The organism is Actinomycetota bacterium, assembly GCA_035697485.1.
Taxonomy (GTDB): domain Bacteria; phylum Actinomycetota; class UBA4738; order UBA4738; family HRBIN12; genus JAOUEA01.
On the sequence record DASSCU010000025.1, the window covers coordinates 94,365 to 116,704 of the forward strand.

Annotated in this window: 22 protein-coding genes; 16 read left to right on the forward strand and 6 right to left on the reverse strand. The window is 67.8% G+C overall.

Features of this window, described 5'->3' with window-relative positions; all coding sequences use genetic code 11:
- Positions 1-375 precede the first annotated feature (375 nt).
- On the forward strand, positions 376-720 hold the full coding sequence (locus VFI59_08225; GenBank protein ID HET6713680.1) for a hypothetical protein: 345 nt from the start codon (positions 376-378) through the stop codon (positions 718-720).
- A 32-nt stretch (positions 721-752) separates the two neighbouring features.
- Here VFI59_08225 and VFI59_08230 read toward each other — a convergent pair whose 3' ends face one another.
- The gene (locus VFI59_08230) at positions 753-1,163 is read right to left on the reverse strand and encodes a hypothetical protein (protein ID HET6713681.1); all 411 of its coding nucleotides are present in this window, start codon (positions 1,161-1,163) and stop codon (positions 753-755) included.
- 265 nt (positions 1,164-1,428) lie between these two features.
- Entirely contained in the window at positions 1,429-1,953 is a 525-nt protein-coding gene (locus tag VFI59_08235) for a DUF6325 family protein (GenBank protein ID HET6713682.1), read from the reverse strand.
- A 119-nt stretch (positions 1,954-2,072) separates the two neighbouring features.
- Between VFI59_08235 and VFI59_08240 the strand changes: the two genes are divergently transcribed.
- Together VFI59_08240 and VFI59_08245 are read left to right on the forward strand one after the other, a co-directional pair.
- A complete protein-coding gene (locus VFI59_08240) occupies positions 2,073-2,879 on the forward strand; it encodes a hypothetical protein (protein ID HET6713683.1) in 807 nt (268 codons plus the stop codon).
- Complete coding sequence (locus tag VFI59_08245; protein HET6713684.1) at positions 2,876-3,529, forward strand: hypothetical protein; 654 nt, start codon at positions 2,876-2,878, stop codon at positions 3,527-3,529. The genes VFI59_08240 and VFI59_08245 overlap by 4 nt, the downstream gene beginning before the upstream one ends.
- 18 nt (positions 3,530-3,547) lie before the next feature.
- Here the strand turns inward: VFI59_08245 and VFI59_08250 are convergent, their stop codons facing one another.
- The gene (locus VFI59_08250; protein HET6713685.1) at positions 3,548-6,034 is read right to left on the reverse strand and encodes a lysylphosphatidylglycerol synthase transmembrane domain-containing protein; all 2,487 of its coding nucleotides are present in this window, start codon (positions 6,032-6,034) and stop codon (positions 3,548-3,550) included.
- A 195-nt stretch (positions 6,035-6,229) separates the two neighbouring features.
- Between VFI59_08250 and VFI59_08255 the strand changes: the two genes are divergently transcribed.
- On the forward strand, positions 6,230-7,753 hold the full coding sequence (locus VFI59_08255; protein HET6713686.1) for an MFS transporter: 1,524 nt from the start codon (positions 6,230-6,232) through the stop codon (positions 7,751-7,753).
- On the forward strand, positions 7,750-8,544 hold the full coding sequence (locus tag VFI59_08260) for an ion channel (GenBank protein ID HET6713687.1): 795 nt from the start codon (positions 7,750-7,752) through the stop codon (positions 8,542-8,544). The genes VFI59_08255 and VFI59_08260 overlap by 4 nt, the downstream gene beginning before the upstream one ends.
- Here the strand turns inward: VFI59_08260 and VFI59_08265 are convergent.
- Positions 8,493-9,818, reverse strand: coding sequence for a cation:proton antiporter (locus tag VFI59_08265; GenBank protein HET6713688.1), 1,326 nt, complete (start codon positions 9,816-9,818; stop codon positions 8,493-8,495). The genes VFI59_08260 and VFI59_08265 overlap by 52 nt on opposite strands.
- Positions 9,819-10,005: 187 nt before the next feature.
- Between VFI59_08265 and VFI59_08270 the strand changes: the two genes are divergently transcribed.
- The 7 genes from VFI59_08270 (at position 10,006) to VFI59_08300 (ending at position 14,436) form a co-directional block, all read left to right on the forward strand.
- Positions 10,006-11,418 carry a DUF2252 domain-containing protein gene (locus VFI59_08270; GenBank protein ID HET6713689.1) on the forward strand — a complete coding sequence of 471 codons (1,413 nt, stop codon included), beginning with the start codon at positions 10,006-10,008 and terminating at the stop codon, positions 11,416-11,418.
- Positions 11,418-11,648: a hypothetical protein gene (locus VFI59_08275; protein HET6713690.1), complete on the forward strand. Its 231-nt coding sequence runs from the start codon at positions 11,418-11,420 to the stop codon at positions 11,646-11,648. Before VFI59_08270 ends, VFI59_08275 begins: the two co-directional genes overlap by 1 nt.
- A complete protein-coding gene (locus tag VFI59_08280) occupies positions 11,645-12,109 on the forward strand; it encodes a hypothetical protein (GenBank protein HET6713691.1) in 465 nt (154 codons plus the stop codon). Before VFI59_08275 ends, VFI59_08280 begins: the two co-directional genes overlap by 4 nt.
- 30 nt (positions 12,110-12,139) lie before the next feature.
- Complete coding sequence (locus VFI59_08285) at positions 12,140-13,126, forward strand: 50S ribosomal protein L11 methyltransferase (protein HET6713692.1); 987 nt, start codon at positions 12,140-12,142, stop codon at positions 13,124-13,126.
- Positions 13,127-13,259: 133 nt separating this feature from the next.
- Positions 13,260-13,520 carry an SHOCT domain-containing protein gene (locus VFI59_08290; GenBank protein HET6713693.1) on the forward strand — a complete coding sequence of 87 codons (261 nt, stop codon included), beginning with the start codon at positions 13,260-13,262 and terminating at the stop codon, positions 13,518-13,520.
- A 61-nt stretch (positions 13,521-13,581) separates the two neighbouring features.
- Complete coding sequence (locus tag VFI59_08295) at positions 13,582-13,974, forward strand: nuclear transport factor 2 family protein (GenBank protein HET6713694.1); 393 nt, start codon at positions 13,582-13,584, stop codon at positions 13,972-13,974.
- Positions 13,975-14,010: 36 nt separating this feature from the next.
- On the forward strand, positions 14,011-14,436 hold the full coding sequence (locus tag VFI59_08300) for a GNAT family N-acetyltransferase (GenBank protein HET6713695.1): 426 nt from the start codon (positions 14,011-14,013) through the stop codon (positions 14,434-14,436).
- A 33-nt stretch (positions 14,437-14,469) separates the two neighbouring features.
- Here VFI59_08300 and VFI59_08305 read toward each other — a convergent pair whose 3' ends face one another.
- Positions 14,470-16,188 carry a SulP family inorganic anion transporter gene (locus VFI59_08305; GenBank protein HET6713696.1) on the reverse strand — a complete coding sequence of 573 codons (1,719 nt, stop codon included), beginning with the start codon at positions 16,186-16,188 and terminating at the stop codon, positions 14,470-14,472.
- Positions 16,189-16,319: 131 nt separating this feature from the next.
- Here VFI59_08305 and VFI59_08310 point away from each other — a divergent pair, with 131 nt between their 5' ends.
- From VFI59_08310 to VFI59_08325, 4 genes are all read left to right on the forward strand, one after another.
- Entirely contained in the window at positions 16,320-16,613 is a 294-nt protein-coding gene (locus VFI59_08310) for a hypothetical protein (GenBank protein HET6713697.1), read from the forward strand.
- A gap of 23 nt (positions 16,614-16,636) precedes the next feature.
- Complete coding sequence (locus VFI59_08315; GenBank protein HET6713698.1) at positions 16,637-19,045, forward strand: arylsulfatase; 2,409 nt, start codon at positions 16,637-16,639, stop codon at positions 19,043-19,045.
- 16 nt (positions 19,046-19,061) lie between these two features.
- The gene (locus VFI59_08320; GenBank protein HET6713699.1) at positions 19,062-19,571 is read left to right on the forward strand and encodes a DUF1269 domain-containing protein; all 510 of its coding nucleotides are present in this window, start codon (positions 19,062-19,064) and stop codon (positions 19,569-19,571) included.
- Positions 19,572-19,922: 351 nt separating this feature from the next.
- The gene (locus VFI59_08325) at positions 19,923-20,579 is read left to right on the forward strand and encodes an alpha/beta hydrolase (protein ID HET6713700.1); all 657 of its coding nucleotides are present in this window, start codon (positions 19,923-19,925) and stop codon (positions 20,577-20,579) included.
- A gap of 1,203 nt (positions 20,580-21,782) precedes the next feature.
- Here VFI59_08325 and VFI59_08330 read toward each other — a convergent pair.
- On the reverse strand, positions 21,783-22,340 hold a 558-nt coding region (locus tag VFI59_08330), incomplete at its 5' end, for a hypothetical protein (GenBank protein HET6713701.1).

A 22,340-nucleotide genomic window follows, 5' to 3' on the forward strand; every position in this document is an offset into this window, starting at 1 on the left:
TCGTCCTCATTCCGCTCGCGGCGTGGGGACTCACGGTGTCATTCGGTCTCTCCGAAGACGCGGTCTCCGGCGTGACGCTGGCCGCGATCGGCTCGGCGGGCGCTGCTGGGCTCAAGGCGTCGCAGCTCTCGGGCCGAGCCGACCTCGCGCTGGCGGTATCGATGGTCATCGTGCTCCAGGTGCTCAACCTGATCGCCGTGCCGCTGTGGGCCGGCCAGGTGGTGGCAGGAGCCACGATCAGCCCGGTCACGATCCTCCAGAACCTGATCGTGCTCGTGCTCGTACCGCTGCTGGTCGGCCTCTTCGTCCGGGGGCACTCCGAGGTGACGGCGTCACGATGGCGCTCGAGGCTCGTGCGGATTCGCGAATCTATCCTTGGCGATCGCCCTCGTGGCGGGTATCGCGGTGAACCTGAGCTCCATCGTCGAGCTCGCGGGCTCCCGGGTCATGCTCGTCTCGGTGGCCATCGTCATTTTCGCGGTCGCGAGCGGCATGCTCGTCGGGGGCCGCGATCCCGCCACGCGTGCCGCGACAGGGCTCGTGTCCGGGATGCGGTTCGCCGCGCTGGGCCTGGTCATCATCGCCGGTCAACTCGACGGAAGGGCTTCGGTGCTCGGACCGGCGATCGTCTACGCCCTGATCGACATCGTCGTGGCCATCGCCATCGCGCTGGCAATGGCGCGGCGAGCGACGGGGGTCGGCGAGGTCGAGGCGGCCTGACCCAATCGGGATGCCTTGCCCGATCGCGTGGGTCAGGCGGGCTCGTTCACGGCGTCGAAAGGACCGAGTAGAGCCCCCCGGTGCTCGGGCCCGGTGGCAACCTCCAACGTGTCGCCGTCAGGCATCAACAACGTCGCGATCGCGAAGCCGTCGCCGAGGGGATGCAGCTTCTTGCGTTCGTGTGGGTCCGGGTCTCGCAGCGTCACGCCGACGACTTGGGCGAGATACTCGTTCCAAGCAGCGGGGCTACCCCGCCACCCGAACACGTCGGACACCCAAATCGCGTGCCCGCGCGTCCATCGATCTTTCCCCGGTCGCTTGACTCGGACGGGAATGTCGCCGTGGCGCGTGCGCAGCTTCCGGTTGTTGACGACGACCATGAGGATACCGAGGGCGCAGAGCCACAGCGGAACACCGAGGAGCGCCAGGATCACCCAGATCATCGTCGCCCTCCTCTATGGCTCGTGGTTGCTGAACGCACCACCGATCCGGTCGTACGTGTTCCCCAGCTCGTTCCACCCTCGAGCCGTCGGGTTGACCTTCTTCAGCGTCGATCCCGGCGGCCGTCGCGTCGGTCGTCGCGCCTGTCATGACGGCGGTTGACGCCGTGCACCGCGACCGCAGCCGTGCCTGCGACTGCTGCCGTTCTGGCCACCGGGCGGCCGATCACGCCGCGGCGGGCTGCTCGTGCTGGTCGAAGTGGCATCGTTACGCTCCTTCGCTCATGGCGGCTTCTTCCGCCTCGATCGACGCGATGATCGCCTGGATCGGGATCCTGCCCGTCGCGACCAGCTGCCCACCGGCCCGGCGAGCCGCGGAGGCGAACGGGGCCGCCCAGACGTTCTCCCAGACGAGCACACCGGCCGTGCTGCCGTTCTCCATCGCCTCGGCGAGGTAGACGACATCGTCGGCCGCGAGGATCTCCGCGACGTGAGCCTCGAGGCCACGCAGCTCGTCGACATTCTCGAGGTCGTCGATCTCGAGGCCTTCGACGGTGCCGTCGTCGTCCTTGTGCAGGACCAACAGGTCGAGCACACGGATGATCCCCTTGTCGACCAACGTCGCCAACTCGTCGGCCATCTCGCCGGTGAAGCTGCTCTTCCCCGCAGGGAACTCGACGACCAGGTAATCGACCGGGCCCAGTTCGTCGATCTCGTTGTCGCTCATCCCCTGGCTCCCTTCACTCGAGCCGAAACCGACCGTCGACGCGACGATCAGCACCACCGAGGCCATGCTCGCCCCTTCCGGCTCGAACGGCATCGTCCGAGTCGGATGATGCTGAACCCACCCCGCATCGCTAGGGTGCCGCCAACGCGTTCTCGGGAGTCCTGGTCTTGGATCTCGTCTGGGCTGTGCTGATCACCATCGGGGTGACGGCGGCCATGGTCGCCGCGATGCTGCTCGTCCGGCGAGGGGCACCGGAGGGCAGCCGCTTCCAGGACGGCGACCGCGCGTCGGGAGTGTTCGGCGTGTTGTCGACCGGATTCGCGCTCCTGCTGGGGTTCGTGGTCTTCCTCGCGTTCACGAAGTACGACGACTCGCGGAGCGGCGCCGAGACGGAAGCACTCGTGCTCGTGCAGCAGTTCGAGACCGCCCGGCTGATGCCACCGGAAGTGAGCCCCCGCCTCTCGGGCGAGTTGATCTGCTACGGACGCTCCGTCGTCGAGCAGGAGTGGCCGGCGATGGGATCGGGTTCGGAGACCGACTCGATCAATCCGTGGGGCATCGCCATGTTCCGAACGCTGGAGAGCGTCGAGCCGCGAGCTGCCAGCGAACAGAGCGCCTTCGACGCTTGGTTGTCCCAGACCGGTGCGCGGGAAGAAGCTCGGCGCGACCGGCTGCACGCGGCGGAGGGCATCGTGCCGCTTCCCGTGTGGCTCGTGCTGTTCTTCAGCGCTGCCCTAATCTTCGTGTACCTGCTCTTCTTCGCCGACAGCGGGGAGTCGGCCGTCGTGCAGGGCATGATGGCCGGCTCCGTCACCGCGGTGGTCGTCGCGACGCTCCTCGTGCTGGGAGCGCTGAACCGCCCCTACCAGCCGGACATCGGAGGACTTCGCCCCGTTGCGATGCAGCGGTCGTTGGCGATCATCGACGAGGCACGGGCCACCCTCGCCATCGATGACCCCCTCCCCTGCGATGAGACCGGCGACCCGACGTGACCTCGTCGAACGGAGAGCCGTCCGCGAAGGCGAAGGGTGGGTGGGTCGACACGGCCGCCGCGATCCTGCTCGCGGCGGCGGCGGTGGCGACGGCCTGGAGCAGCTACCAGGCGAGCCGTTGGACCGGCGAGCAGGCGAAGGCCTTCAGCGTCGCGAACGCTGCCCGCGTCGAATCCACCAAGGCGTCGAACCTCGCGAACGCACAGAGCCAGATCGACATCGCGCTCTTCACGCAGTGGGTCGACGCCTATCTGACCGACGACGATGAGCTCGCCCGCTTCTACGAACGGCGCTTCCGTGACGAGTTCGATCCGGCGTTCCGGGCGTGGATCGACACCGACCCGTTCACCGACCCATCTGCCCCGGATTCTCCTTTCGCGATGCCCGAGTACGCGGTGGCCGCGAACGAACAGGCCAGGAAGCTCGAGGCGTCGGCCAACGAGACCGCCGAGACCGCCCGGGAGTACGTGCAACGGGCGACCAACTACGTCTTGGCCGTCGTGCTGTTCGCGGTCGCCCTCTTCTTCGCGGGCATCAGCACGAAGCTCCCGCGCCCGGGTCTGAAGAAGACCGTCCTCGCGGTCGGCGTGATCGTGTTCCTCGTCGCCGCCGTCTGGATCGCGACGTTCCCGATCAGCCTCCAGATCTGACAGCGTCGCCCGAGGCCCTCACAGGTAGTCGTGCTGCTTCATCCATCGCATCGCGAACGTTCCCCAGAGTGGCGGCAGGTAGAAGGTGACCAGCCGGAACGCCAAGGCGGTCGATGTCGCCGCCCCTTCGGGGATGCCCACCGCGATCAACCCTGCCGTGTAGCCCGCCTCCGCCACCCCCACCCCGCCCGGCACCGGCATGAAGCCCGCGAAGAGGCTGACGAAGGTGTTCACGAGGATCAGCGCGGCGAGCGAGGTGCTCTGCCCGAATGCATGCAGGCAGAGACCGAGGATGATCGCGAGCATCACCTGCGCGAGGAAATTCCCGCCGAGCAACAGCAGGAGCTTCCTCGGGTGACGGACCACGCGGAGGGCAGCCTTCGCGTCGGAGGCCTTCTCTCGCAGGACCTTCCAGAACCCGTACAGCATCCTGCGGGTCTTGGGGACCAAGAGGGCGATGATGACCGCCGCCACCACGAATGCGGTCGCGATCAGCAGCGCTTGCCAGTTGAAGGACCCCGACGACCCGTCCGACGAACCCTGACCGCTCGAGGACAGGTTCAGGCTGACCATGCCGGAGATCAGGATGACCGTGATCAGCAGCATCTGGATCACGAAGGTGCTGAAGCTGTCGATCAAGCCGATCGAGATTGCTCCGGCTCCCGGCACGCCGACCCGTTGGAAGAACCGGATCTCGAGCGCGACCCGTGCCGCGGAACTGGGCACCGCGAGCGCGATGAACTGCACCCCGTACTGCAACATGAGCACCGGCCAGAACCTGACGGACTGCATCGTGGCCCCCATCGTTGAGAAGGCCTGCGGCACCTGCGCGAACGGGGTCACGATCAAGGCGGCCACGAGCCAGGCCCAGTCGGCGTTCTTGAACTCCTTCACGATCGTGTCGATGCCCACGTCGGCGAACGTGGAGATCAGCGCGTAGGCGAGGAAGCCGGCCACCGCGATCTTCGCCAGGCCCCCCCAGGTGATCCGTCGGATCGGTTCGAGCGGCGGGATGTCGCTCTCGGTGCGCTCGGCGATGTGCGCCCGGAGGTCCTTGAAGGACCATTCCTCTGCGCGGATCGCCTTGCGCGTGTCGAGGTCGAACACGGCGGGTTGCAGGAACGGGAGCACCTCGGTGATGCCGTCGTCGCCGAGCACGTCGATGGCCACCGAGACCGCCCGATCGCTGCCGACCGACAGCGCCGTGAGCACCAGAAGCTGCGCCCGATCGGTCAAGAGTTCGTTCTCGGTGGCGGCCACCCTCGCCGCGCTGAGGTCGATGAAGACCGGTGAGCCGTCGGCACGCACCCCCAGTCGATCCGCATCGACCCGGCCGTGCGACAGTCCCAGCTCGTGGAGCCCGCCGAGGATCTGCCACCAACCACGCATCAGGTCGTCGTCGATCTCGTCGGCGGCGAGGGACCCATAGGATCGCCCATCCGCCTGGAGCACGAGGAACGCGTCTCCCTCGGCGACCTCCCCGGCGGCCACGACCGACAGGACCGGCACCCCACCGCGCTCGGCGAGCAGCGTCACGAGCGCCTCGTGCTCGACCTGCTGCAGCCGTCCTCTGCCCACCGGTTTCGCGCCGCGATTCCAGATCGCGGACCAGGTGGCCGCGACCAGCTGACCGTCCCAGGCGTCTCGGCCGAAGACCTTCACCATGAGCGGACGGCCATCGGGGGACGATGCGAACGCGAGCACGACGCCACGATGCTGCAGCACCGCCTCGCGCAGGTCGCTCGCCGCCACGCCGAGCTCGCTGAGAGCCTCCGACACCTGCTCCACGGTGAGGTTCCCCCCCGGAGAACCGACGAGCAGGTGCGTCAACGCGGCAGCCGCGATCCCGATCAGGAAGCCGGCGGCCGCCCCGATCGGGAGCGTCGTCCCCAGCGCGATGCCCGCGACGATCCCGAGGGCGATCAGCCACCGCCCGATATGCCGCAGCGGACGGGCCAGATGCGGCGACGCAGTCACGATCACGGCCGTCGCCACGGCGACGCGCGTGGCGAGGTAGATCGGCGGCGACGAGGAGTTGAGGAGACCCTCGAGGCTCGTCGAGGTGTCGGTGCCGCTGACCCCCGCGACGAGGATCGTCGATCCGAGGCCGAGCGCGACCGCGAGCACCTCGTCGAGGAACAGCCGCTTCCGGCCGCGCGCGACCAGGGCGACCAGCAACAGGACCAGCGACCAGACGAGCAGCAGGTCGTAGGCGATCTCCCAGAACCACCCGATCAGTCCCGGGAGCTCGGCGACCAGATCGGCGACGGCGGTGTCGAGGGCGGTCGGCCCCGGCGCCGGGAACGAGAGGGCGACGATGCCCAGGAACGCGAGCACCAACAGCACGCCATCGGTCGGTCGTCGAGCGCGCGGCGCGTGGGGCGCCGACGAGAAGACCCTGATGCCGGCAACCTGCCGACCGCGACGTGTCGTGGGGACCGATGCCTTCTCGGTGGTGCCCGCAGGCTCGTCGTTGACCCCTGCTACCACTTCATCTCCCGCCATGGCAGACTCCATCGATCCGGCCATGCTGCACGCAGGAAGCGCCCGCCGCGGTCTCCCGTGGCCCGGAACGGCAGCGGAAGGGGTATGCGACAGGTGGAGCGTAGCCGAGCGGTCGGCGAGAACGGGTCATCCGACCCGGATGATGTCGCAGCCACGTCGGCGTCCGCGCAGGCGCCGCAGCGAGCCGGCCTCGTCCTGGCGGCGTTGATCCTGGTCGCCGCGGTCGCGAACCTGAACCTCGCGGTGGCCAACGTTGCGCTTCCCTCGATCGGACAGGCCTTCGGTTCGTCGCAGACCGCGCTCGACCTCATCGCCGTCGGGTACTCGCTGGGGCTCGCCGCGTCGGTGCTCTACCTGGGTGCCGTCGGCGACCGACACGGACGCAAGATGATGCTGGTGCTCGGCACCGTGCTCGCGATCCCGGCATCGTTGCTCGCCGCCTTCGCCCCCACCGACACGGTGCTCGCGATCGCGCGGGTGTTCGGCGGGCTCGCGGCCGGCATGGCGTTCCCGACCACCTTGGCCCTGATCACGGCGTTGTGGTCCGGACCGGGTCGCACGCGCTCGATCGCCCTGTGGTCGGGCATCGGCGGGGCGATCTCGGCCCTCGGTCCGTTGCTGTCCGGCTTCCTCCTCGAGCACTTCTGGTGGGGGTCGGTGTTCCTGGTGACGTTGCCGTTGGCCGCGGTCGCCGCCGTGCTCGCCGTCCGGCTCGTGCCGAGCCACGTCAACGAGACGACGGACCCCGTCGACAACCTCGGAGGCATCCTGTCGGTCGTGCTCGTCGCCGCGCTCGTGCTCGGCATCAACTTCGCGGCCGTGCCGGGAGCCGCCACCCTCGTCGTGAGCCTCGCGATCATCGCGCTGGCGGCGGGCATCGGCTTCGTCGTGCGCCAGCGCCGCGCGAGGAATCCCCTGTTCGACCTGCACGTCGCGGGCCGGCGGATCTTCTGGGTCGCGGCGTGCGCCGGCGTCATCGTGTTCGGCACGCTGATGGGGGCGATGTTCGTCGGTCAGCAGTTCCTGCAGAACGTGCTCGGCTACTCCACCCTCGACGCGGGCATCGCGATCCTCCCCGCGGCGATCCTGATGGTGCTGATCGCCCCTCGCTCCGCGAAGCTCGTCGACGCGCATGGCGCCCGCTTCACCTTGCTCGTGGGCTACGGGTGCTGTCTGCTCGGGTTCGTCGTCATGCTCGCGATGTGGAACGAAGGCATCCCCTACTGGCAGGTCGGGCTCGCCTACGGGCTCGTCGGCGCCGGGGTCGGGTTCGCCGGCACGCCGGCCTCCCACTCGCTGACCGGCTCGGTGCCGGTGCGTCGAGCGGGCATGGCATCGGGCACCGCGGATCTGCAGCGCGACCTCGGGGGCGCGATCATGCAGTCGATCCTCGGCGCCCTGCTGACGGCGGGGTACGCGACGGCGGTCGCATCCGCGATCGCGGCGGCGCCGAAGGCGACCCAGGACAAGGTCACGAACGCCGTCGCCGCCCAGCTCCAGAAGTCGTTCGCCGGGGCCGAGGAGGTCGCGAAGAGCTATCCGAAGTACTCCGACCAGATCGTCGCGGCCGCCAAGACGTCGTTCATCGACGGAGCGGACTGGGCCTTCATCGCCGGCATCGTCGCGATCGTGCTGGGCGGCGTGCTCGTCTTCTTCTGGTTCCCACGGCGAGATGAGGAGCAGAGCCTTCTGCAGCGCTATCAGAGGGAGGATGCGTGAGCGCCGTGCCGAGACCTCGGAGGGCGCGGCGTCGGCGGCTGGCACGGGCGCTGGTCTCGCCGGACAGCTACGGCTCGATCCTCGTGCTGTTGCTGATCACGTACGTCGCCTCCGCGACGGCGTCCGAGCAGTGGCAACGATCGCTCATCGTCGTCCTGCAGGTGCTCACGGTCTCGCTGGCGTTGCGGGTCGCGGGCGCGCGACGCGTGGTGCTGACGATCGCAGCGATCGCGCTCGCCTACGCCATCGTCGTTGCCGTCATCGGGCTCTTCTCGAGCGAATCGGACCGGACGACCGGTCTCCTGTTCATCGCGAGCGCCGCGCTCTACTTCCTCGCACCGCTCTCGATCCTGCGATCGATCGTGCTGCAGCAGGAAGTCGATCAGGAGACCGTGCTGGGAGCGGTCGACGCGTACCTGTTCCTCGGCATGTTCTTCGCCTACGCGTACCAGGCGGTCGGCGCGTTCGACGATCCCTTCTTCCAGGGGGGCGTCGAGGCGACGGTCCCACGCTCGTTGTTCTTCAGCTTCACGACGCTCACGACGACCGGGTACGGGAACCTCGTGCCCGCCGGCCAGATCGGGCAGACGGTCGCGGTCGGCGAGATGCTCCTTGGGCAGCTCTTCCTCGTGACCGCGGTCGCGAAGGTGATCACCGTCTGGCGACCGGCTCGCTGGCGTGCTGCGGAGGGTGGGGGCGGTACTTCCCCGTCCGATGGGCCGGGGACTCGGCCATCGGATCAGCCCTCGGGATCGGCCGCCGACGACCCACCCCCTCCGGCTGCGGGCTGATCCGGCGCGACCCCTCTGCGGAGGAAGTGCCGACGAACATGAGGTTCCGCCACCTCGACGAGTTCGGGCGCCGAGGGATCTCCCGAACGGATGCGGTTCCCATACGCGCGTGCGAGCGGATGTGCGCTGATGCCGTGCAGGATCACCGAGAGCAGGATCGTCCAGGTCGCGATCTCCAACAGCGGTACGTCGACGTCGGTGCCACTGAACTCCTCGATCGCGAGCAGCGTGAACACCACCGACGCCAGGCCTCGGGGGCCGAACCACCCCATGAAGGCGACGGTGGTCCGCCTGAACCCCTCTCCCGTCAGGGCGATCGCGACCGGGACCATGCGGACCAGGGTGAGGCTGGCCGCGGCGTACACGACGGCCATCGCGTCGAACGAGCCTGCGAGGACGGGTCCCACGAACGAGGCGCCGAACACCACCCACACGAGGAATGAGGCGAACAGGGACGCGTCCTCGGTGAAACCGATCGCATCCCGGTGGGCACGCGCGACGGCGCCGAAGACGAGGCCGGCCGTGAACGCGCTCACGAAACCGTTCCCCCCGACCTCGACCGCCCACACGTAGGAGAGGATCGCGAGCGAGAGCACGCAGAGCTGCTCTGACACGTGGGATGTCCATCCGAGGCGCGCGGCGATCGAGAGCAGGCGACCGCCGACCGCCCCTACGACGAGCGCGACGAGGATCGCGAGACCGATGTCGACGATCGCATCGAGGACCCACGAGCCGCCCTCGACCCCCTCCTCACTCAACAGAGCCGCGAGGAAGACCGTCACGAACGGCGTCGCGATGCCGTCGTTCAAGCCGCTCTCGATGTTCAGGGCCCGGCGGATGCGAACCGGGACCGCCCGGTCGGTCACGACTGCCATCCCCAGTGCGGCGTCGGTGGGAGCCAGAACCGAAGCGACGAGCGCGGCTCCCGCCCAGCCGAGCTCCGGGGCGACGACCAGCCCCAGGATCGTTCCCGCCGCGATCGTGAGCAGGAGTCCGACGCCGAGGAGCCGACCGGGAACCCCGGCATCGCCTTCGACGGCGCGCAGGGGCACCGTGCTCGCATCGGCGAACAGCAGTGCAGCGAGCGTGACCTCCGTGAAGGTCAGGACCACTTCGCTGTCGAGCGAGAGCTCGAGCAGTCCGGCACCGTCGGGGCCGAGCGCCATCCCGGCGGCCACGAAGACCATCGGCGCGCTGATCTGCAGCCCGTCGAGTCGTCGCGCCAACAAGGCGTAGACCGCCACGATCACCAGAAGGATCACGAAGCCGCTCACCGGCGCCCTCGAGTCCTTCCCGATGTGGACACGCTCGGCAATCTACGCGGGTCGGTCCTGCCGCGCATCACCCGACGCGCGTGAAGCTGCCCGAGACCTTCGCCCACATCGGATGAGGTGCAGCGGGCCTGGCGGTGCGACGATGAGCCGGGATAGGGTCGGTCGGCGCACGAGGAAGGTGGTCCCCATGGCGACAGGCAAGGTTGAGCACCCGACGCTCGAGGAACGCCACGACGCGGGAAGGGCCGCCCGAAAGCGGACGCCACGTCTGAGCCATGAAGGCTGGATGCCGGCGGACGATCGTCCCGATCCCGTAGCGCTCCTCGCGGAGCAGGACGAGTCCCGCGAGCCAGATCTCGTGCCGGTTCGACACGGCCGCATGATGGTCTCGCCGTTCACGTTCTACCGAGGCGCCGCAAGGATAATGGCGGCGGATCTCAAGGACGTGCCGCGGTCGGGCCTCGATGTCCAACTCTGCGGCGATGCGCACCTGTCGAACTTCGGGGTGTATGCCTCGCCCGAGCGGACGCTGCTGTTCGACCTGAACGACTTCGACGAGACCCTTCCCGGTCCCTTCGAGTACGACGTGGCTCGGCTCGCCGCGAGTTTCACGATCGCCGCACAGAACAATGGCTTTACGAAGGAAGACGCGCGAGCGGCCACGGAAGCCTCGATCACCGCCTACCGCACGGCGATGCGTGAGTTCGCCCAGATGCGCACGCTCGACGTGTGGTACTCGCGTCTCGACGCCGAGTCATTGCTCCAGAAGGCGGCGAGCGAGGCTTCCAAGCATGAACAGAAGGCCGTCGCCCGGGGCGAGAAGGTCCTGGAGAAGGCCAGGACGAAGGACAGCCTGCAGGCCCTCTCGAAGCTCACCGAGATCGTCGACGGACGCCACCGGATCATCAGCACCCCCCCGGTGGTGGTCCCGGCTCGCGATCTGTACGAGACGTACGGGATGTCGCCGGACGAGGTGCACGATGCCGTGCACGGGATGCTCCGGGCGTATCGGTCGACGCTGACCGACGATCGTCGCCACCTGCTCGAGCGATTCGAGCTCGTGGACCTCGCCCGCAAGGTCGTCGGCGTCGGCAGCGTCGGCACGCGGGCCTGGATCGTGTTGCTCCAGGGCAGAGACGGGGAGGATCCGCTCTTCCTGCAGGTGAAGCAGGCCACGCGATCGGTGCTCGAGGACCATCTGCCGAAGAGCAAGTTCCGACAGCCGGGCGAGCGCGTCGTGCAGGGGCAGCGGTTGATGCAGGCGGCCAGCGACATCTTCCTCGGCTGGACCAAAGGGGTTCAGGCAGACATCCACTACTACTGGCGCCAGCTCCGAGACATGAAGGGGTCGTCGGACCCCGAGCGCATGATCCCGGCGAGCATGAACTTCTACGCCGGCGCCTGCGGTTGGACGCTCGCTCGGGCGCACGCCCGCTCCGGCGATCCCGTCGCGATCGCCGCGTACCTCGGCAAGGGGCGGGAGTTCGATCACGCGATGGGCGACTTCGCGGTGCGTTACGCCGAGCAGAACCTGCGTGACTACGACGCGTTCGTGGCCGCGATCAAGTCGGGGAAGCTCGAGGCGACGGAGGGCGTCTGATGGTGCGCGCGACCGAACGACCAACCGCCTCCGAACACCGACGAGTGGTCGAGCGAGAGCTCCGGGCCGAGTTCTCGGGGCTCCTCGACCCCAGCGACATCGAGCGCCTGACCTCCGAGTCCCTCTCGCGGTACGAGGAGGCGCCCGTGCGCACGTTCGTACCGATCCTCGCGACCCGCACCGCTCGCCGACTGGCGCGGGCACACCTCGCCGGAGGTCCCGAGCGATGATGGTCGTCGCCGTCTACGAGACCGACGAGCAGGCCCAGCTCGCCCTCGAGTCGCTGGGCGAGGCCGGCATCACTCTCGACCAGGCCTCGGTCGTCGGGGTTGGCGAACACGAGGACGAGGCCGCGGCCCTCGAGGGCGGCCAGAGCGCGACGGCCCGGGGCGCCGGGCGGGGTGCCGTGTTGGGTGGGATCGCCTGCGTCGTGCTCTGGGTGATCCCCGGGGGCCCGATCGTCGTCGGCGGGGCGTTGGCCGCGGGGGCGGTCGGAGCCGTCGCGGGTGGTGGGCTCGGTATCCTCGCGGAAGCCGGAGCGTCTCAGGAGTCCCTGCCCGACTACGAGGAAGACCTCACCGAGGGTCGCTATCTCGTGTGCGTGCATGGCGACGCCGACGAGGTCGAGCGTGCTCGCCGAGCGTTGGAGATGACCGACACCGAGGAGATCGACGTGTACGGCGCCGGCTGATCCCTCGTGACCACGTGATTCACTGAGCTGATGCGCACCCCGATACGGAACCCCCCGGACCCGATGTACGCCGAGATCGAGGTGCACCGGACGATGATCTGCGACCGCGTCCGCACCGATGCCTTCCGTCGCGCGATCGACTCGGTCGTGAGACAGGGCGACGTCGTGCTCGACGTCGGGGCCGGCACCGGCATCCTGAGCCTGTTCGCGGCGAGGGCGGGGGCCACGCGCGTCTACGCGGTGGAGCGAACGACCGTGGCCGTCTTGGCGCAGGAGCTCGCCGTCGCGAACGGGGTCGCCGAGGTCGTCGAGGTGATCCAGGGAGATATCACGAGCATCGAGCTTCCCGAACGTGTCGACGTGATCGTCTCGGAGTGGCTCGGAGGCTTCGGGATCGACGAAGGGATGCTGGTTCCGGTCATCGTCGCCCGTGACCGCTGGCTGAAGCCGGGCGGGGTCATGATCCCCCGCTCGGTCACGGCGTGGACCGGTTTGGTGCAGGACCGCCATCTCGGACAGACGATGGGGTTCCTCCGCGACGACCCCTATGGTCTCCGGCTCGACGGACTGGTCGAGATGACCGTCAACGAAATCATCTATTCCGGCAGCTTCCGACACCTGGGGGAAGACGACCGGCGCTCGGAGCCGGGACGATTGTGGACGACGGATGCGGCTGTGATCTCGCTCGAGCAGGCGCAGTCGCCCCACGAAGCCGAGACGTTGCTGCACGTCCGCGACCCCGGAACGGCCAACGCGCTCGCGCTCTGGTTCGACGCCGACCTCGCGCCAGGGATCTCGCTCGCGGTGGGTCCGGGCGATCCACCGACACATTGGGGGATGACGACGGCCCCACTGCGCTCTCCCGTGGAGCTCACGCCCGGTACGGACGTCCGCGCCAGGGTCCGGAACGCCCCGGCCCGGCCGGAAGGCACGTGGACGCGCTGGGCGATCGCGATGCCGGGCGGCGATTGGGAGGAGCACGACGAGCGTTCGATCTGGGAAGAGTTCGACGACTGAGCGGAACGACCGGCACATCGTCCGGTCTGGATGATGTCCCGCCGTCTCCGTGAGACTTGAATGTCGGTGGCAGGACTCGTCGGTCGCCGGTCGGGCGGCCGGCCGAGCGAACTCGAGGGGGTTGTCCATGGGAATGAGGCGACGGACGAGGCGCCGCGCACTGATCGCAGGAGCGGCGATCGCTCACCACGAGACGAAGAAGAACATGGAGGCGCAACAGGCGCCCGCCGACGATCAGGCCCAGTACGCGCCGCCTCCCGAAGAGCCGGCACAGTACGCGCCGCCCCCGGCGGACCCGACCGAGCAGATCGACCACTTCGCTCAGCTGCACGACTCCGGTGCGATGACCGATGAGGAGTTCGCGGCGGCCAAGGCGAAGGTCCTGGGGACCTGAACCTCGGGTCGTAGGAACGACGCTCGTCAGCTCGATACGTGCGAAAGGGCAGGTGGCTGCGATGAGTGAGTCCCGCAAAGACGTGCTGCTGAAGGCGCTCGAGGCCGAGGTCGGCGGTGGATCGGATGATCTGAGCACCCTGTTCACCGACGATGTGGTCGGGTGGTCGCCCTACGCGACCGTGTCAGGGCTCACGGCGCTTGCCGAGCTAGCCGCCCTCCGCGACGTGGCGTTCTCCAACGTCGTCCTGTCGTTCCGGGGGCTCGACGAGGTGGGCAACAAGGCGTTTGCCGAGTGGGTCATCGAGGCCGATCACACGGGACCCCTGGTGCTCAGTGAGGATGAGGCGCTGGAAGCGTCCGGGAAGCATGTCCAGTTGCCCGGCGTCACGGTGGCCGACTTCCGCGACGGAAGATCCGGTCGTACCGGACGTACTTCGACGACATCTCGCTGATCGAGCAGATCGTCGACGCCTGACGACGGTGGCGCGGTGGATTTCCAGGTCGACGACGATCCGGATCCGCTCGACATCGGATTCCTCGAAACGCAGATCCGTCGTGAGGCCTCCGCCGCCCTGGGGCTCGGCGACGAGGTCGACCTCGCGATCTTCGTGCGCGACCGCGGAAGGATCGTCGCCGGCATCAGCGGCTGGACCTGGGGTGACTGCTGTGAGCTGACGAGCCTCTGGGTGGAGCCGAGCTCTCGAGGCCGCTGGCTCGGTCCTCGGCTGCTCGCCGCTGCAGAGGCCGAGGCCGCGGCGCGCGGATGCACTCAGACCGTCCATCTCACCTACGACTTCCAGGCTCGGCGCCTCTATGAGTGGGCGGGCTACGAACTCATGGGTCGAGTCGACGACTTCCCATCGGGGGCCGCCGTCCTCTGGTACCGCAAACGCCTGAACCGAGGGAGAACGTGAGCAGACGGAAACATCCTCCGAAGGGATCGACGGCTACGTCGCAGACTGATCTCGGGCGCCGAAGGCGGCGAGCGCCTCGCCGACCGAGTCGAACACAGCATCGGCACCGATCGCCTCAGTGAGCCCGTATCGGTCGAGCTCGGCTCGCACCTCGTCATCGAGCTCGGCGAGCACGAGATGGGACCCCTTCTCCTTCATCTGTTCGAGCAGGTCGAACAACGTCTGGCCGCCCGAGAAGTCGATGTCGCCGATCGCGGCGCAATCGATGCACACCCATGCCGGAGCGCCACCGGGCCGATCGAGGATCCCCCTGATCTCCTCGGTGAATCGATTCGCGTTCGCGTAGTAGAGGGACGCCGCGAACCGGTAGACCACGAGCCCCGGCTCCGCGTCGGTCGCGGTGGACGGCGCGTCGAGCGTGGCGGGGATCGGCATGGTCCGCCAGCGGCCCGAATCATCCTTGACCAGCAGCGTGTCGCGCGGGTGATAGCTCCGGCGGATGTGATCGAGCAGCGAGAGCACGATCGCGAGCAGGATGCCCTGCTCGACTCCGATCGTGACGACGACCAGTGCCGTGATCGCCGCGACCACGAACTCGTCGAGGCGCCACCGCCGGATCGTCGCCATGCCCCGGAGGTCGATCAGCTCCACGCCGATCAGGAACACGATCGACGACAGGACCGCCTCGGGCATGTACTGCAGCGGCACGGTGAGGAACAGCAGCACGATCAGCACGATCACGGCGGTGGAGAGCTGGGCGAGCTGGCTCCGGCCGCCGGCGCCATCGACCATCTGGGTCTTCGTCGGGCTGCCGTTCACGACGAACGTTCCAGAGAGGCCCGCCGACACGTTCGCCATCGAGAGGCCGACGAGGTCGAGGTTCTCGTCGAAGCGATCGGCGTATTTCGCCGCATAGGCCCGCGACGTTGCCGCGCTCTGGGCCAGCACTACGAGGAAGATCGACGCGGCGGTCGCGATGATCGGCGAGAGGTCGTCCCACCCGTAGTCCGGGATCCCGAACGACGGCAGCCCGCTCGGCACCTTCCCCAGCACGGCGACGCCGTGCGCCTGTAGGTCCCAGATCCAGCTGACCGCGATCGCGCCGATCACCGCGATCAGGGCTCCCGGGATCTTCGGCGAGATGGCCTTCGCTCCCAGGATCACGATGAACACCGACGCCGAGACCGCGGCCGTCGTCCAGCTCGCCTCCGAGGGGATCTGGGTGAGCGTCTCGATGAACTTCTCGATCGTGCCTCCCTCGCTGCCGCCCGGCACGCCGAACATGCCGGCCACTTGTCCCATCGCCACCTGGATGCCGACCCCGGTCAGGAACCCGATCAACACGCTCCTCGACAGGAAGTCGGCGAGGAAGCCGAGCCTCACGATGCGTGCCAGCAGCAGGAAGGCGCCGGTCGCGAGCGCCACGATGCCGGCGATCGAGACGTAGTGGGGTGAGGCGATCGGCGCGAGCCCCGCGATGCCGGCCGCCATGATCGCCGCAGACGCGGAGTCGGCGCCCACCACGAGATGACGAGACGAACCGAGCAGGGCGAACACGGCGATCGGGATCAGGATCGTGTACAGGCCCGTGATCACCGGCATGCCGGCGATCGTCGTGTACCCCATCACCTCGGGGATCCCGAGGGCGGCCAGCGTGACACCTGCGATCACGTCGGTGGCCACGCGCGATCGAACGATCGGCAGTATTCCCTGCATCACCGGCAGCCCCCGGTGCGTCTCCGTCGCGCTCATCGCCCCCTCGGCTGGCTGAGTAGCGTACCGTTGCTTTGCGATCGACGTGATTCAACGCTCAGAACGGGTGGGGGGCATCATCCCGACCGGACGATGTGCCCGTGCCGGAGGTCGCATAGCGTGGCGTGAGGATGAGCCAGATCGAGTTCGACGACGCCGTGTCCAAGCGGTTCGAGGAGGTCGCGACGATCGTCGCGTTCGTCACGGTGATCGGCATCGCGTATGCGTGCGAGCGTGCCTACCGTCGGTGGACGACGGAGATCAACCCCCTCACCGCTCCGCGTGCCCGCGTCGAGCACATGAGGACCGACTACCGGGGCAAGCGCGAGACCGTGAGCGACGTCGCCGAGATCATCGGCGCGGTGTTCGGCGAGGTCGGAGACGCGCTCGCGACGAGAAGGGGCTACTTAGGAGAACCGGCGTAGCCGCAGCATCACAGGAGGGGACGATGACCGAGCCAGACCGTATGAACCTTCCCATCCGCCGTGGGGCCTTCCAAGGGGTGATGAACAAGACCCTGGACGGTTCCCAGCCGGACTGGAACCTGATCGGACACCCGGTGCCGCCGAAGGGCGCACCCAACGTCCTGCTCGTCTTGATCGACGACGCCGGCTTCGGCAACCCGAGCACGTTCGGGGGCCCGATCCAGACGCCGAACTACACGCGCATGGCGGAGCAGGGACTCAAGTACAACCGGTTCCACGTGACGGCCCTCTGCTCGCCGACCCGCGCCGCTTTGCTGACCGGTCGCAACAACCACGCCGTGGGGTTCGGCTCGGTGGGTGAGTTCGCCGGCGGATTCCCCGGTTACTCGGCAACCTTGCCCCGGGACTGCGCGCCGCTGCCTCGCATCCTGCGCGACAACGGCTACAGCACCGCCGCGTACGGGAAGTGGCATCTGACACCCGATGGGCAGCAGGGCACGGCAGGTCCGCTCGACCGCTGGCCGAACGGTTGGGGGTTCGACTACTTCTACGGCTTCCTCGCCGGGGACTCGGGCCAGTGGGACCCGTGCCTGATCGAGAACCAGAAGGTGATCGGGACCCCGGAGGGGTTCTACGACGACGAGGATCCCTATTACTTCCCCGACGCCATGGCGGACAAGACCATCGAGTGGATCCATGGGGTTCGAGCGCAGGATGCCGACAAGCCGTTCTTCGTGTACTTCTCGACCGGATGCAGCCACGCGCCGCATCACGTGGCCTCATCGTGGGCCGACAAGTACAAGGGGCAGTTCGACCAGGGCTGGGACACGCTCCGGGAGGAGACGTTCGCGCGCCAGAAGGAGCTCGGCGTCGTCCCCGCGGACGCGGAGCTGACACCGCGCGATGCCGCCTTCCCTGCGTGGGATGACGTGCCCGACAAGCTGAAGACGTTCTACGCCCGTCAGATGGAGGTCTACGCCGGCTTCTCGGAGAATGCCGACCACAACGTCGGACGCGTGATCGACGCAATCGAGGAACTCGGCGAGCTCGACGACACGGTGATCGTCTGGATCTGGGGCGACAACGGCGCCAGCATGGAGGGCACTGTCACTGGGTCGTTCAACGAGATGACGATGCAGAACGGCATCCCGTTGACCGACGAGATGCAGCTCCAGCTAGCAGAACGCTTCGGCGGCATGGACCAGTGGGGGGCCCAGATCATGGACCCGCACTACGGCGCGGCCTGGGCATGGGCGGGGAACGCTCCGTTCAAGTGGGGCAAGCAGGTCGGCTCGCACCTGGGCGGGACCCGCAACCCCATGGTCGTGCACTGGCCGGAGCGCATCACGGATACCGGCGGATTGCGTTCGCAGTTCGGCCACGTGATCGACATCGCCCCGACGATCCTCGACATCGCGGGCATCCCGCAGCCGCACACCGTCGACGGGATCGAGCAGGAGCCGATGCACGGCACGTCGATCGCCCCCACGTTCGCCGACGCGAACGCGCGCGAGTTCCGGACGCAGCAGTACTTCGAGACGATCGGCAACCGGGGCATGTACAAGGACGGCTGGTGGCTCGCGATGAAGACCGAGCGCATCCCGTGGGTCGTCACGCCAGAGGCACTGAAGCCCTACGCCCCCGGCGTGTGGGACCCGGATGCGGGTCCGGCCGAGCTCTACTACCTGCCCGACGACTTCACGCAGGCCCACGATCTGGCCGCCGAGCACCCGGACAAGGTGCAGGAGCTGAAGGACCTATTCTGGGAGGAGGCCGAGAGGTACAAGGTTCTGCCGTTGCTGGCCACCCTGTCCACGTTCTTCGGGATCCTGCCGCCGATCACGGAGAAGACGACGTTCGAGTTCCGCGGAGACGTGCAGAACGTGCTCTCGGGCATGATCCCGCGGATATACAACCACTCGTACGTGATCAGCGCCGACCTCGTCGTGCCGGAAGGCGGTGCGGAAGGCGTGATCGTCGCGGAGTCGGATCACCTCGGCGGGTTCACGCTCTACGTGGAGGACGGGAAGCTCACCCACACCTATTCGATGATGGGCGTCTTCGTATTCAAGCAGGTCGCCGAGGAAGCTCTCCCGGCCGGCGAGGTCACCGTGCGCATGGAGTTCGCCGCCGACGAGGCGAAGCCTGCGACCGGCGGCGAGGTGACGCTGTTCATCGACGACCGACCGGTGGGGAAGGGGCGGATGGACCACACCGTGCCCATCAGGTTCTCGGCGTACGCGGGCATGGACATCGGCCGTGACAACGGCGGTGTCGTGGACCTGGCCTACGAGGATCGGAAGCCGTTCGCCTTCACCGGCACCGTGAAGAAGGTCGTGTTCGACATCAAGCCGCACCTGTCGGACCAGGACGAGCTCGACCTGCACGCCGAGGCGCACCGCGGGAGCGCCGCGCACAGCCTGTCGGGCTGAGAGCGGGGAGGATCAGATGGCGAAGGAGCCCACGAACGTACTGATCGGCGGCTACCTGTCGACGGAGGCCGCCCACGAGGACTACGAGGCGGTCCTGAGCTGCGGCGCCGAGATCATGGGCGCCGTCGTCGTGAGCAAGGACCTCGAGGGCAACCTGTCGGTCGAGCAGACCGACCACATGGTCAAGGAGGGCGCCGAGGGCCTCGCCGGCGTCGGGTTCGTGGTCGGGCTGTTCGCGCCTCCGCTCCTGGCGGCAACCGCGATTGGAGCCATGATCGGTGCAGGCGCCGGGAAGGTCTTGCACGAGAGGACCGGCAGCAAGCTCGAGGAGGAGGCCGGGAAGACGATCCCTCTCGGCGGGGCCGGGCTGATCGTCGCGTACAAGCACGACCATGCCGAAACGATCGAGCCTGCCGTGACGCGTGCGATCCAGAAGGTGGTCGGCGAGGCGGAGGGCCGCCACGTCGAGGCACTCAAGGGCGCGCTCGCCGATGCGCAGACCAAGATGGCCGAGCCTGGCGGGTAACGGCTCCCCGGGTTGTCAGCGGGACTACGCGACGCCCACCGCGGCCCATGATGGGTCACTCGTGAGCGGTGGGAGACGATATGGGAATGGAACGCGACCTCGCACTGGCGGCGGCGCAGGAGCTCCTGCTCGAACGATACGCACCCGATACGCGGGTGCGACGGATCCGCTGGTCACACGGTGAGACACAGGTGCTCGAGCTCGGGGACGGGCCTCCCCTGCTCCTCGTGCACGGAGGTGGGGACGGCGCGTTCGAGTGGGTGCCGATCTTGGGCATGTTGGCCGAGTCGCACCACGTCCTCGCCGTGGATCGACCCGGCCACGGCCTCGCGAACGCGTTCTCGTACCGATATGTCGACCTCCACAGTCATGTGCGGTCGTTCCTCGCCGGACGTCCTCGACGCCCTCGAGCTCGAGTCGACCGACGTCCTCGCGAACTCGATCGGAGGCTATTGGGCCGCGGTCTTCACGCTCGCCGTACCGCATCGGGTACATCGACTCGTCATCGCGGGCGTGCCGCCGGGGGTGGTCCGCGATGCCCCGCTCCCCCTCCGCGTGATGGGGCTCCCGGCCGTGGGACCGGCGGTCGCACGCCTCGTGATGGGGAAACCGTCGCAAGAGGGAAGCCGGAAGTTCTGGGGCCAGATGCTCGTGGCCCACCCCGAGCTGCTCCCGGACGAGCTCCTCGACGTCGACGCGGCGCACATGCGACGGAACGCGGCGGATATCCGAGAGCTCCTCTACATCCTGATCGGGCCCCGCGGGATACGTCGCCACCTCGTGCTCGGGAACCGATGGAACACCATCGAAGTGCCGACGCTGCTCCTCTTCGGTGAACACGATGCGTTCATGACACCCCGGATGATGCACGCATGGGAGAGGATCGCCGCGGCCTGTCCCAGCATCGACGTCGTTCGAGCACCCGGAGCGGGGCATCTGCCGTGGATCGACGAACCCGAGTTCGTCGTCGGTGAGATCGAAGGGTTCCTCGATGCTGCTGATGACTGAACCGAGACCGAGGGGGGCATCAGGCGTCGACAGTGAACGGTCGCCATGCATACAACAGAGGGTCGCGATGCTGGCGGTGCCCGGGGTGGGAGTCGAACTCCCACCGAACGGATGATGACCCGTGCCGAACTGTGACAGCCGATGCCACGACCAGGGGATCCTGGTCCCCGCCTCTGTCGGCCGGTACCGGATCAGTTCGACCGATGACGTAAGGGCCATTAGCAGATCGTTAGCAAGATCGAGCTTCTGGCTCAAGCACGACACGAGTCCACCGAGGATAGGACTTGGGTGCGGGCGAGTGCTGAGCACTGCGCGAGTTCGTACCTCGATCCGGACTGCCCGTTCCTGGCGTTCTCGTCGCCGGTGAGGTGTTGATGCGGATCGCGCCGCGGGAGTGAAGGCGTACAGGGACTCCTGGAGGCGCGCGCAGGCTCCGCTTCCTGCTGCGTTCTCGCAGGGATTCTGAAGTCGTTTGAACGAGTGCGAGCGAGTATGCTCCGCGGCCAGGGACCAAGTGAGGAGCGAAGCGATGGCGGAACGAACGATGCTCGTCTGCGACACCTGCGGGAGCCCCGCCGCGGAAACCGTGACCTTCAAGACGTCCAGGGGCAACCGGCAGCGGGACTACTGCACCCAGCACCTGGACGTGCTGCTCGATCCTTCGCGCGCTCCGAAGCGCGGACGCAGACCGGGAACGACGGGAAGCGGCGCAGGCCAGACTAGGACGAGGAAGAAGTCGACCGCGAAGCGAACCACGAAGAAGTCGGCAGGGACCCGGAAGAGGCAAGCCAGCAAGCGCTAGGTTCTGCTTACGCTAGTGTAGATTGAATTCACCGTCGGGCTGACGCCTTCGGGGACGGCCTGACCTGCGGAGGTACCGGTTCCGGGGGGCCTCCAACTCCCGCTCCCGGGCCGGTGCTACCGCCCGCCCGGACAAGGCCAGCTCCATTCCGGCAGCACCACTTCCCGCCAGCGGGCGAACCCAGGTCTCGGACACCCCCAGCTCCCGGCACACTTGAACTGACCGTCTTCCCCTTGCTCATCACCGCCAGCACCGCGTCCAGCTTCTGCTGCGGCGAATACTTCGAAGGCCGTCCCATCGCACGCTCCTCCCTCGAGGATCCCGCGACCCGGCCACCGGAACAAGCTGTCACCCACGCCGAGGGGTCCAGCTGTCCGTGGCCAGCATGTCGTCCGGCGGAACTAGGCGAGCTCAGTCGGACCAGTTTGCGGAGTCGGGGTGCTCACCATAGCTGCTTGCGCGACCGATAGGAGCCGCTGCGTCACTAGCCGGTCGATCACGAGTCGAACCTTGCCCACGTCGAAGGTCCCGGTGATCGCTGTCGGGGGAAGGTACGGAGTCTTAGTCGAAACGAGCTCGAACGACACCTTCTGCGAGTCAATACTGGCGGTTCCGGTCAGGACCACGGTGCCCGAGCGTCGTGTAACGTTCACGCGCACTCGCTCGTTCGCCTCGGGGTCCGTCATCGTTACGTGCGATGGGTTGAAGTGCCCGGTCTCGAGACTTCGCTGCAGGATGATGACCGGTATCGCCTGGGCACGAGCGAGCCTCGACGCCTCGGCTTGCGCGAACTCGCTGTTGATCAGGGCCACGAAGTCCCTCCCCGCACAGGAGAAGGCGGTCGCACCCTGGGTGGTGAACCTGATGCCCAGTATCGGATCCGCAATGGTCGTCGCGAGCTCCGTTTGCGTACTCCTGGGTAGGGGACCGGTCTCAACCTCGTCGGTCGTGCTGAGGTC

Bases quoted from the DNA above. Each gene is read 5' to 3' on its own strand.
- VFI59_08230 (HET6713681.1), bottom strand. From the start codon at position 1,163: ATGATCTGGGTGATCCTGGCGCTCCTCGGTGTTCCGCTGTGGCTCTGC.
- VFI59_08235 (HET6713682.1), bottom strand. From the start codon at position 1,953: ATGGCCTCGGTGGTGCTGATCGTCGCGTCGACGGTCGGTTTCGGCTCG.
- VFI59_08250 (HET6713685.1), bottom strand. From the start codon at position 6,034: ATGGCGGGAGATGAAGTGGTAGCAGGGGTCAACGACGAGCCTGCGGGC.
- VFI59_08270 (HET6713689.1), top strand. From the start codon at position 10,006: ATGGCGACAGGCAAGGTTGAGCACCCGACGCTCGAGGAACGCCACGAC.
- VFI59_08275 (HET6713690.1), top strand. From the start codon at position 11,418: ATGGTGCGCGCGACCGAACGACCAACCGCCTCCGAACACCGACGAGTG.
- VFI59_08280 (HET6713691.1), top strand. From the start codon at position 11,645: ATGATGGTCGTCGCCGTCTACGAGACCGACGAGCAGGCCCAGCTCGCC.
- VFI59_08285 (HET6713692.1), top strand. From the start codon at position 12,140: ATGCGCACCCCGATACGGAACCCCCCGGACCCGATGTACGCCGAGATC.
- VFI59_08290 (HET6713693.1), top strand. From the start codon at position 13,260: ATGAGGCGACGGACGAGGCGCCGCGCACTGATCGCAGGAGCGGCGATC.
- VFI59_08295 (HET6713694.1), top strand. From the start codon at position 13,582: ATGAGTGAGTCCCGCAAAGACGTGCTGCTGAAGGCGCTCGAGGCCGAG.
- VFI59_08305 (HET6713696.1), bottom strand. From the start codon at position 16,188: ATGAGCGCGACGGAGACGCACCGGGGGCTGCCGGTGATGCAGGGAATA.
- VFI59_08310 (HET6713697.1), top strand. From the start codon at position 16,320: ATGAGCCAGATCGAGTTCGACGACGCCGTGTCCAAGCGGTTCGAGGAG.
- VFI59_08315 (HET6713698.1), top strand. From the start codon at position 16,637: ATGACCGAGCCAGACCGTATGAACCTTCCCATCCGCCGTGGGGCCTTC.
- VFI59_08320 (HET6713699.1), top strand. From the start codon at position 19,062: ATGGCGAAGGAGCCCACGAACGTACTGATCGGCGGCTACCTGTCGACG.
- VFI59_08325 (HET6713700.1), top strand. From the start codon at position 19,923: ATGTCGACCTCCACAGTCATGTGCGGTCGTTCCTCGCCGGACGTCCTC.